Source organism: Wenzhouxiangella sediminis (genome assembly GCF_003410055.1).
Taxonomy (GTDB): domain Bacteria; phylum Pseudomonadota; class Gammaproteobacteria; order Xanthomonadales; family Wenzhouxiangellaceae; genus Wenzhouxiangella; species Wenzhouxiangella sediminis.
Genome location: NZ_QUZK01000017.1, coordinates 1 through 8,596 on the forward strand (window position 1 = coordinate 1; position 8,596 = coordinate 8,596).

Annotated in this window: 14 protein-coding genes and 1 pseudogene; 1 reads left to right on the forward strand and 14 read right to left on the reverse strand. The window is 64.8% G+C overall.

Going from position 1 to position 8,596, the window contains the following annotated elements; genetic code table 11:
• Window positions 1-123 precede the first annotated feature (123 nt).
• From DZC52_RS03755 to DZC52_RS03775, 5 genes and pseudogenes are all read right to left on the reverse strand, one after another.
• Window positions 124-225 (reverse strand): annotated as a pseudogene (locus DZC52_RS03755) (SMR family transporter); the annotation flags it as partial.
• A 31-nt stretch (window positions 226-256) separates the two neighbouring features.
• A complete protein-coding gene (locus tag DZC52_RS03760) occupies window positions 257-616 on the reverse strand; it encodes a DUF1722 domain-containing protein (protein WP_181918759.1) in 360 nt (119 codons plus the stop codon).
• The gene (locus DZC52_RS03765) at window positions 613-1,137 is read right to left on the reverse strand and encodes a cytochrome b (protein WP_116649791.1); all 525 of its coding nucleotides are present in this window, start codon (window positions 1,135-1,137) and stop codon (window positions 613-615) included. Before DZC52_RS03765 ends, DZC52_RS03760 begins: the two co-directional genes overlap by 4 nt.
• On the reverse strand, window positions 1,134-1,883 hold the full coding sequence (locus DZC52_RS03770) for an NAD(P)-dependent oxidoreductase (protein ID WP_116649792.1): 750 nt from the start codon (window positions 1,881-1,883) through the stop codon (window positions 1,134-1,136). The genes DZC52_RS03765 and DZC52_RS03770 overlap by 4 nt, the downstream gene beginning before the upstream one ends.
• Window positions 1,880-2,275 carry a VOC family protein gene (locus tag DZC52_RS03775; protein WP_116649793.1) on the reverse strand — a complete coding sequence of 132 codons (396 nt, stop codon included), beginning with the start codon at window positions 2,273-2,275 and terminating at the stop codon, window positions 1,880-1,882. The genes DZC52_RS03770 and DZC52_RS03775 overlap by 4 nt, the downstream gene beginning before the upstream one ends.
• 167 nt (window positions 2,276-2,442) lie before the next feature.
• On the opposite strand from DZC52_RS03775, the gene DZC52_RS03780 reads away from it, so the two are divergent.
• Window positions 2,443-3,657, forward strand: a complete 1,215-nt coding sequence (locus DZC52_RS03780) for a putative manganese transporter (protein ID WP_116649794.1) — start codon at window positions 2,443-2,445, stop codon at window positions 3,655-3,657.
• Between the two features lie 19 nt (window positions 3,658-3,676).
• On the opposite strand, the gene DZC52_RS03785 is transcribed toward DZC52_RS03780, so the two are convergent.
• The 9 genes from DZC52_RS03785 to DZC52_RS15600 all read right to left on the reverse strand — a co-directional run.
• Window positions 3,677-4,366: a VIT1/CCC1 transporter family protein gene (locus DZC52_RS03785; protein WP_116649795.1), complete on the reverse strand. Its 690-nt coding sequence runs from the start codon at window positions 4,364-4,366 to the stop codon at window positions 3,677-3,679.
• 150 nt (window positions 4,367-4,516) lie between these two features.
• Window positions 4,517-4,894 (reverse strand): cupin domain-containing protein, encoded by a 378-nt coding sequence (locus DZC52_RS03790; RefSeq protein WP_245960753.1) that lies wholly within the window; start codon window positions 4,892-4,894, stop codon window positions 4,517-4,519.
• On the reverse strand, window positions 4,891-5,466 hold the full coding sequence (locus DZC52_RS03795; protein ID WP_147307599.1) for a hypothetical protein: 576 nt from the start codon (window positions 5,464-5,466) through the stop codon (window positions 4,891-4,893). The genes DZC52_RS03790 and DZC52_RS03795 overlap by 4 nt, the downstream gene beginning before the upstream one ends.
• Before the next feature lie 102 nt (window positions 5,467-5,568).
• Window positions 5,569-6,075 (reverse strand): TspO/MBR family protein, encoded by a 507-nt coding sequence (locus DZC52_RS03800; protein WP_116649797.1) that lies wholly within the window; start codon window positions 6,073-6,075, stop codon window positions 5,569-5,571.
• Between the two features lie 4 nt (window positions 6,076-6,079).
• Window positions 6,080-6,541 carry a hypothetical protein gene (locus tag DZC52_RS03805; RefSeq protein WP_116649798.1) on the reverse strand — a complete coding sequence of 154 codons (462 nt, stop codon included), beginning with the start codon at window positions 6,539-6,541 and terminating at the stop codon, window positions 6,080-6,082.
• Window positions 6,542-6,636: 95 nt separating this feature from the next.
• Window positions 6,637-7,083: a YcxB family protein gene (locus tag DZC52_RS03810; RefSeq protein WP_147307600.1), complete on the reverse strand. Its 447-nt coding sequence runs from the start codon at window positions 7,081-7,083 to the stop codon at window positions 6,637-6,639.
• Between the two features lie 33 nt (window positions 7,084-7,116).
• Window positions 7,117-7,437: a hypothetical protein gene (locus tag DZC52_RS03815; protein ID WP_116649802.1), complete on the reverse strand. Its 321-nt coding sequence runs from the start codon at window positions 7,435-7,437 to the stop codon at window positions 7,117-7,119.
• Window positions 7,438-7,690: 253 nt separating this feature from the next.
• Window positions 7,691-8,290 carry a LysE family translocator gene (locus tag DZC52_RS03820; RefSeq protein WP_116649800.1) on the reverse strand — a complete coding sequence of 200 codons (600 nt, stop codon included), beginning with the start codon at window positions 8,288-8,290 and terminating at the stop codon, window positions 7,691-7,693.
• 115 nt (window positions 8,291-8,405) lie between these two features.
• The coding region (locus tag DZC52_RS15600) for a hypothetical protein (RefSeq protein ID WP_220338261.1) at window positions 8,406-8,596 on the reverse strand (191 nt) is incomplete at its 5' end.

The window sequence follows — 8,596 nt, forward strand, 5'->3', positions numbered from 1 at the left end:
AACCACGCTCACCGAAGCCGAAACGGAGCCTCCCGCAAAGACCGCGTCGCGCCCGCGCAGACTCTTTCAGAGGGTCCCTGGGCCCAGGACGAAGAAAGCGATGAGTTAGAAAACGACCACCAGGACGGAAGGCAGCAGTCGGGTGAAGCCCTCGGCACTCTTGAGAAAGGACGTGCCGACGACTTCGGCGACGATGGCGATCGCGAGATAGAGCCAGTGGGGCATCGGCAGCCTCCTTTCGGTCTGCGTCCGGGTCTCACCCATCCTGCCACCGGAACAGCTCGCTCAAGGCGGTCTGTTCGAGCAGGTAGGCATTGTCCTGTCGCCGCGCCTCGTGCGCAACGGCGGCCAGCAGGGCGAAGGGATCGTCGCCGATGGCCGTGCGATGGCGTTCGGCGCGGTCGGATACGTGCCCCCACATGTGCTCGACGGCGTTGCGCAGGCCGCCCGCGCTCGGCGGCCGGGCGAGCAGCTCGTCGAGTTTCGAAGCCAATTCCGCGCTTGCGATTTCGGCCCGGGCCACCGCCGGTCCGATCGCGCGGTAGGCGCGCTCGTCACGCGCCAGCACGGAATACTTGTGCCGCTGCCAGAGTCGCTGCGCGGTCTCGGCCGTCACCACATGCGCTTGAGCACGTCGGGCTGGTCGGGGCGGCGCCGGTGCCAGGCGGCCATGAACACATGGCCGATGATCAGCACCAGAAGCGTCCAGCCCAGCCAGCTGTGCAGCAGGTTCGCCGGCGCCATCATCCACTCGATCTTCTCGCCCTCGAAGCCGGGGAACAGCGGGAGCCCCAGCGGCTCCCAGGAACGGCCGGAGCCATACTGCCGCAGCAGCGCCAGCGCGGGAATCACGGTCACCAGCGCGTACAGCACCACATGGCCGGCCGTGGCCAGCCGATTGACCGAGGGCGGCCGAGCGCGCAGGTGCGCCAGGGCCCAGATCGCGCGCAGGATGATCAGCACGAACAGCAGCAGCCCGACCGGCTTGTGCGTGGGCCAGAAGAAAGCCTCGATCGCGGTGTCGTCGAAGAGCAGGTGCGATCCTGCCGAGAGGAACTGCCACCCCAACAGCAGCGCCATGCCCCAGTGCAGCAGACGGCTGATGGTGCCATAGGTTTCCCGGTTGTCGCCGATCATGCGTCTCCCTCTTGTTTCTCGGAATTGTAGATGACCGGCATCCGGTATCGCCATTCATCCCAGGCCGCATCGTCGGTCGCCAGTCGCGCCATGAAGTGCGCCACGTTCACCCGCCGGGTTTCGCCGGCATTGAACAGGGCGCTGCGCGTCGGCGAGGGGTGCAGTTCGTAGTCGCTGACCTCGTCGCCTTCCTGCAGCGTGTCGGGCCGAACCACGCTCCACTCGACGGCCGCGTCCTCGCGCCCGACGGTCGATCGCAGGTACTCGGCCGCCTGTTCGTTGTCGGCGTGGGGCGGCAGAAGAAAGCGCAGCAACAACAGCACGAATCGCTGGGCAATGGAAACGCGCTCGTCGAGATCGGCGTTGCGCACGCCGGCCGAACACATCAGCACCACGCGAACCGGGCGCTCGGGCCGGGTGTCGGCCAGCGCCGAGTGGACGCGCGCAACGGAATCGGTGACCAGGCGCCGCGGCGGGCCGAACATCCCGCGCAGGCTCAGGTTGTGACCCAGGCAGGAGGCGACGGCATCGCAGCCGGCCAACGCCTGGGCCAGGGCCGCTTCGCCCAGTTCGAGCGCGCTGCCCTCGATCACCTGCAGTTGCGGGTGGCCGCGCAGTTCCGCCGGCAGGCGCGAACTCGAGCGCACGATGGCGCGAACCCGATGCCCGCGGGCGAGCAGCTCGGCGACCAGGCGCCGGCCCGTTGCGCCGGTGGCACCGAGCACCAGGATGGTCTTGGCACTCACCGCAGCGGCTTCTCTTCCATCAGGCCGATCAGGTTCCCGTCAGGGTCGCGCAGGAATCCCGTCCACAGCGCATGGTCGGGCATCTCGGCGGCCAGCTGCGGCGCGCGCTCGTCGGCGGCACCGCGCTCTACCAGGCGCCGGTGAACCGTCTCGATGTCGGCGACGCGGAAATAAAGGATCGAATTCGCCCCGATCTGGCCCGCGCCCTGCGGCGTCGACAGCATCAGGCGGACGCCGTCGGCTTCGAGAAAAGCCAGTTGCGGACCGGCACTGAACAGGAGCTTCAAGCCCAGGACGTCGCGGTAGAAGGCCAGGGCCTTTTCGACATCGGAGACCGTCATGGCGATCTGGGCAATCGAAGACAGGCGGACGCTGCCGGCTTCGGCACTCATGGCGGGTTCCCCCTGGCATTCCAGGTCGATTGGAAGAGTCCCTAATCTATCCGCGGACGGGGCTTCGGGCAAGGCGAAGGGCGGTCCCTTAATTGAATCGTCACCCGACTTGCCCTATTTTTGAGGCTGGAAGATTAGACTTTGGCGAATTGAACGGGACCGATCCCATGACCGCGTTCATCATGGCCGCAAAGCGCGGGCTCAACGACCTCCAGGACTGGGGCAGGCAATCGCTGTCGTGGCGCATCCTGATTCCCGGCTGCCTGCTCGGCCTGGGCCTGCTGTTTCCCGAGGCCGGCCAGATCATGGTGGCGACCATCAGCGAGGCCTACCTGCAGGTCAGCGTGTTCGTGGCCTTCACCCTGGCGCTGATCTACGGCGCCGAGCGCCTGTTCAATTTCGACATGGCCGCGTACCTGACCGGTCATCCGCGCGCGCAGGTTCCCATCGCCGCCTTCCTCGGCGCACTGCCCGGCTGCGGCGGCGCCATCGTGGTGGTCACCCAGTACGTCAACGGTCACGTGGGCTTCGGCGCGCTGATCGCGGTGCTCACCGCCACCATGGGCGACGCGGCCTTCCTGCTGCTGGCCCGCGAGCCGATGACCGGGCTGATGGTCTTCGGCCTGGGCATGGTCGTGGGCAGCCTCAGCGGCTACGTGCTGGAGGCCATCCACGGCCGCGAGTTCATGCGCCAGCAGTCGCTGACCTCCCCCGAGGAGGCCAAGCGCCGCGCGGAAGCCGGCCGCCACCGGCCCGCCTCGGTCAAGGCCCTGCATCCCATCTGGGTAGCGCTGATGCTGCCGGGCGTCGTCTTCGCCGTGCCCATCGCCATGCAGGTCGATCCCAACACCTGGTTCGGTGGCCTGTCCGTCTACCAGCCCGTCACCCTGCTGGGCTTCGCCGGCGGCGTACTGGCGCTGATGATGTGGGCCGCGCACCTGTCTTCCGACCCCGGCCACCAGTACACGGCGGCCAACCCCAACGACCTCGCCGAACCGCAGCCCACGCCGACCTCGCGCGTGATCAACGACACCAATTTCGTCACGGTGTGGGTGATCGCCGCTTTCCTGCTCTTCGAGCTGGGCGTGCATTTCACCGGCGCCGATCTCAATTCCTGGTTCGCGGTCTGGGCGCCGTTGACGCCCCTGATCGCCGCGCTGGTCGGCTTCCTGCCCGGCTGCGGCCCGCAGATCATCGTCACCACGCTGTATCTCACCGGCGCCATTCCGATGGCGGCGCTGTTCGCCAACGCCATCAGCAACGACGGCGACGCCCTGTTCCCGGCCATCGCCCTGGCGCCCAGGGCGGCCATCGTGGCCACGCTCTACACCGGCATTCCGGCCCTGATCGTCGGCTACGCCGCCTACTTCATGATGGGTTAGGCCGCGCAGCCTCGAAGGTTCACGCCACGACCCCGAACAGCCGGCCCACGCCGGCGGTCACCGCCATCGCCAGGGTGCCCCAGAACGCGACCCGGGCCGCGCCCTTGAGTTTGGAGGCGCCGCCCGTTCTCGCGGCAATGGCTCCGAGGGCGGCCAGCAGCGGCAGGCAGGAACCGGCCACCGCCGGAATCACCATACCGAGCGGCACGAACCACGCCACGGCCAGCGGCAGGCCGGCACCGACCGAGAACGTGGCCGCCGAGGACAGCGCGGCCAGGGTCGGACGGGCGCTGGTCGTCTCCGAGATCCCGATCTCATCGCGCGCGTGCGCGCCCAGGGCGTCCTTGTCCATGAGCTGGCGGGCCACTTCGTGGGCCAGTTCGTCGTCGAGCCCCCGGTCGCGATAGATATCGGCCAGTTCCTTCAGTTCATCCTGGGGGTTGTCCCGCAGGGAACGCCGCTCGATCTCCAGGTCGGCCCGCTCGGTGTCGGCCTGCGAGCTGACCGAAACGTACTCGGCGGCGGCCATCGACATCGCCCCGGCCATCAGCCCGGCGACACCCGCCAGAAGGATGTTTTCGTGCGTGGTGCTCGCCGCGGCCACCCCGATGATCAGGCTGGAAGTCGAAACGATGCCGTCATTGGCGCCCATGACGGCCGCGCGCAGCCACACGGTTCGATGAACGCGATGGGGTTCGTGAATGGACATCGGTGCCTCCGGCGCTTGATCCGTCTTTTCGATTCGAAAAGCTTAGCGCAGAATCGGCGCGGAGGTCTGCGGTCAGCCCGCGCGCTCGTCGTCTAGCCAAACCGGCGATGGCATGTCCCCGGGACGGCGGGCTCCTGGACGGGGCCGGCTCTACACCCAGACGTCGTTTTCGGCCCGCAATTCGCCGTCGGCGTCGCCCGTGTTGACTACGCCGCGTGGTTCGACGAGCAACACATGGCACTCCTCCTCGGCAAAGGGCCGGTGCTCGACGCCCCGCGGCACGACGTACATCTCGCCCGCTCGCAGCTCGACCAAGCCGTCGCGCAACTCGATGCCCATTCGCCCGGCCAGCACGAGGAAGACCTCGTCGGTGTCGTCGTGGCTGTGCCAGACGAAGCGGCCCTCGAACTTGGCCAGCTTGAACTGGTAGTCGTTCATCTCCGCGACCACGCGCGGCGACCAGTGTTCGGAAAAGCACGCCAGCTTTTCACGCAGGTTGATGGCGTCCGGCATCAGTCTTGCTCTCATGGATCTTCCGTCATTCTAGGCGACAGGCGGAACAAGAGGGCCGAGCCCAGCCAGAACGGCATGAAGAAACCGTTGACCGCAACCAGTTCCAACGCGGAGGTCTCGGGCTGGCCCAGACCCACGACGATGGCAACGACAGTCAGCAGGACCTGGGCACTCGCCGTAGCCAGCATGGCCCGCACCATGGCCACAGGCTGGAAGTTTCCCAGCGCAGCGGTCAACAGGCCCATGAGCAGGACGAATCCGTAGAGCAAGTTCGCGTCGTTTGCCGATGGACCGATGATACCCACCGCCGCGTTGATCCACACCATCAAAAGGGCGCCGGCCAGGGCCAGCGCAAAGCCGAGTCGGCTCGCGGTATCCGGCGCAATCCGCAAGGCAAGCTCCAGCGCCAGGCCGGTCACCCCCAGGGCCAGGGCGGCGAGAACGAAGTCGCCAAGCGTCCAGCGCACTGCGTCGGTCAATTGCATGGCAACCACCGGCAGCAGTAGCAGGCCGGCGGCTGAACCCCAGCCGATCACGCGCCACGGTACTTTGGATCGACTAGCTGAAGTCTCGATTCCATCGTTCATGCACTCATCCTCGTCTTGGGTCGGGCCTGGCCCGGAGTGCAACGACAATAGGCGGCGAAGGAGGCCGCAAACGGGCCGAAAGGTGGCGGGATTGTGGCGAGGCTAGAGGAGGGCGGGATTGAGGCGCCAGACCGAGAAGTTGAGCACGGCGGCGAAGCTTACCCAAGCCAGATAGGGCAGGAGCAGGACCCCCGCCAGCGGGGCAACGAGCCAGAAGGCGACGAGCGTTGCGGCGATGGCCAGCCAGAGCACCAGCACTTCGACAAAAGCCACGCCACCCAGGTGCCAGGCGAAGAACAGCCAGCTCCATAGTCCGTTGAGCGCCAGCTGCGCAAGAAACAGGCCAAGGGCAAGGCCCTGCCAACCAAACCCACCTTCACGCCAGACCAGCCAGGCGGAAACGGCCATCATCGCGTACAGCGTCGTCCACACCGGCCCGAACAGCCAGCCCGGCGGCGCCCAGTCGGGCTGGGTGAGGCGCGCATAGAAATCGGACGCATTCAGCGAGGCCACAGCGCCCAGGGCCGAAACGGCAAAGCACAGCACCAGCCAGCCCAGCAGGCCGAGCAGTTGGCGCCTCAAAGCAAGTCGCGGTGCGTCTTCAATCATCCAATCAGGACCTCGTTTCCAGGCCCGACCATTCCGCATCGGAATGCGCACCGGCGCGAACTTCCTCGCGGAACTTGCCGGAATGGACCACCATGGTGAGAAAGCCCGCCAGGATCGTGAGCATGAAGAAGACAAAGGCGATCTGGGCCGGGGTGGGATCGGCGATCACCTCGTAGCGTATGGTCACCGAAAGCCGAACATCGCCCGCGAGGGCGAACAGAAGCGCCGCGGCGAAAACCAGATTGCCCAGCCAAACCAGGGCAATCAAGCCAATCCGCGCCCACGGTCGATAGTGCCACAGCCCCAGAGCCAACGGCAGGCTGACGATGAAAGAGGCGTCGAGCGCGAATCCCGGCATCACGAAATTGCTCAGGCTGTTCATCAGGCTCCATGCCGACGCCACGAACAGCAAGACCGCAAACGACCGCGATACGTCGACCTTCTGTCTGCGCAGGAAACCGTCCATCACCTACCCTCCTGATCAATCCAACAAAGGCCCCTTGACCACGAGTCGGACCCACAGGGTAGGCCGGCAAAACCGCGCGTTCAAGGGCGGTTGCATTATCCGGCCCGAGCCGCGAAGGAGTCGAAAAGCGCCCGCTGGGATTCCGTGAGAACACGATACGGCAATGGCATCGCCCCGCCAGAATCGAGCTCTATGAGGTAGGCCGTCGACAGTTCGTGCACTCTCGGGACCTGGTCCCAGCTGCGATACGCGCTTCCGCTTCTGGACCGGCGGGTCAGGCCGCTCTTGCTGAATGTGAACTCGCAAACGCCTACTTTGGACTTCTTCCACTTGAAGATCAGTGGAACAAGGATGAACATCATGGCTTTCTCGGTCACCGGCCAGTTCCAGGGCCAATACCGATTTCGATTCCCGTGCCTGCTCTCCAGGTACTGCGGCAGGAAGTCCCGCACAAACTGTTTGTATTCTTCCAACCCGTAATCAACCGTTACGGTAAAGCGCTCTCCTGAGTGTTCCATGTGCGGGCCTGCAGGCTTTCTCATGTTTGCATGTTTACATAGCGCTCGGATGCGGGGTCATCCACGGGGCGCGTTGCTGCCCTTTTCGTCCTCTCCGAGCAGTATTGCGGGGTGGTGCTTTCGTGCAACGAAAGTGGTTATCTGGAAGAAGACAAAGCCCCCGGCCGCGCCGCCGATCATGGCGCCGGCAATGCCCGATCCCAGGGACTGACCCAGGTAGGCGTCAATCGCGCCGAGGAGGGCGCACAGCAAGAGCGAGATCCAGGTCACGCCGTGGCGCAAAGTCTTGTGATACGCCCGTTGCCACCGTCTCCCCCGCTCACGCCGAGGAGCGTCCTCCAGTTCCGGAACACTTTTTAGAGTCCAATAGATCTGCATAGTCAACATCTCCCTTGAAGCTAAACCACCAGCCGGAAACAGACGCCGCATGTCCTGATCAGCGACGTAGAAAGTAACTTCGATGGCCTGGTGTGATTCTCCCGAACGATATAGCGCTATTTCAGAGAGACGGGAGTTCCGAAGGCGGGGCGATGCGAAGCGACCGGTTTGGATGGGCAATCACGCGGGAAAGCCGCCACGGGGGCCTTGGACGATCGGCACCAGCGCCTGTTGATTCGCAATGATGAGCGCTTCACTGCACAAGTGCCCACAGAACAGCAGCAACCATGGCAACGGCGAACGTGACCCGCATGGCTCGTGCGGCCCGTGGCCTTCTGAATAGCGGGCCGATGATCCCGCCGAAGCAGAGCCATGCGAAGTCAACTACTGCAGCAACGAGCAAGCAAATGAAAGCCGTCGTAGCGAAAGCAGCGGTCGGCTCTGGGAACGGTAGCAGGAACTGCGAGAACACTGCCAAGAAGGCTGCATAGGCTTTTGGATTCAGCAGGTTGAGGATAAAGCCGTCCATGAACCGCGGTGCGGCACGGCCGCCGTTTTCAGCCGCATCTACCACCGGGCCCGTGGCTATCTTTAGCGCCACATAGCATATGTATGCTGCGCCAAGGACCTGTACGAAGAGCCGGGCAGACGGATGAGCCTGAAATAGTGCCGCCAGCCCAACAGTGGCGCCAACAATAGCGACGGACAGCCCCGCAAGAATGCCGAGAAGGAACGGCAGGCCCCGCCGAATGCCGAAGGCCGCACTTGTTCCGGCGAGAGCGAGCGGCGCAGGGCCAGGCGAACCTAGCAAGAGAGCAGTCGCAGACACCAGAGCAATGATTGCTTCAATCATTCATGTCCTTTTATACGTGACCGCGTTCAAAACGGCCCAACGTCTGAGCTAAGCGGCGCAGCGTTAGCCGCATCCGGTGGAGGCCCGAAGGGCCGGAACGTACTGGAGCGATATGTTAGGTGTTGCCGCTATGACTAAACCCCACCGCGACTCTTGCACATTCTACAAAGCGTTGAAGCTCATCAGTAAGTTCCTCAGGCGCCTTGCCGGTTTCATCGTTTCTCAATGTGATCATGATGTTACTACCCATCGAGTCTGGGCGACGATCCCATGAGGCCTCAAGCTCGACTGAGTACTGAGAGCCTG

Coding starts and splice junctions, on each gene's coding strand:
- DZC52_RS03765 (WP_116649791.1), bottom strand. CDS start 1,137: ATGATCGGCGACAACCGGGAAACCTATGGCACCATCAGCCGTCTGCTG.
- DZC52_RS03775 (WP_116649793.1), bottom strand. CDS start 2,275: ATGAGTGCCGAAGCCGGCAGCGTCCGCCTGTCTTCGATTGCCCAGATC.
- DZC52_RS03780 (WP_116649794.1), top strand. CDS start 2,443: ATGACCGCGTTCATCATGGCCGCAAAGCGCGGGCTCAACGACCTCCAG.
- DZC52_RS03785 (WP_116649795.1), bottom strand. CDS start 4,366: ATGTCCATTCACGAACCCCATCGCGTTCATCGAACCGTGTGGCTGCGC.
- DZC52_RS03790 (WP_245960753.1), bottom strand. CDS start 4,894: ATGAGAGCAAGACTGATGCCGGACGCCATCAACCTGCGTGAAAAGCTG.
- DZC52_RS03795 (WP_147307599.1), bottom strand. CDS start 5,466: ATGAACGATGGAATCGAGACTTCAGCTAGTCGATCCAAAGTACCGTGG.
- DZC52_RS03800 (WP_116649797.1), bottom strand. CDS start 6,075: ATGATTGAAGACGCACCGCGACTTGCTTTGAGGCGCCAACTGCTCGGC.
- DZC52_RS03805 (WP_116649798.1), bottom strand. CDS start 6,541: ATGGACGGTTTCCTGCGCAGACAGAAGGTCGACGTATCGCGGTCGTTT.
- DZC52_RS03810 (WP_147307600.1), bottom strand. CDS start 7,083: ATGAGAAAGCCTGCAGGCCCGCACATGGAACACTCAGGAGAGCGCTTT.
- DZC52_RS03815 (WP_116649802.1), bottom strand. CDS start 7,437: ATGCAGATCTATTGGACTCTAAAAAGTGTTCCGGAACTGGAGGACGCT.
- DZC52_RS03820 (WP_116649800.1), bottom strand. CDS start 8,290: ATGATTGAAGCAATCATTGCTCTGGTGTCTGCGACTGCTCTCTTGCTA.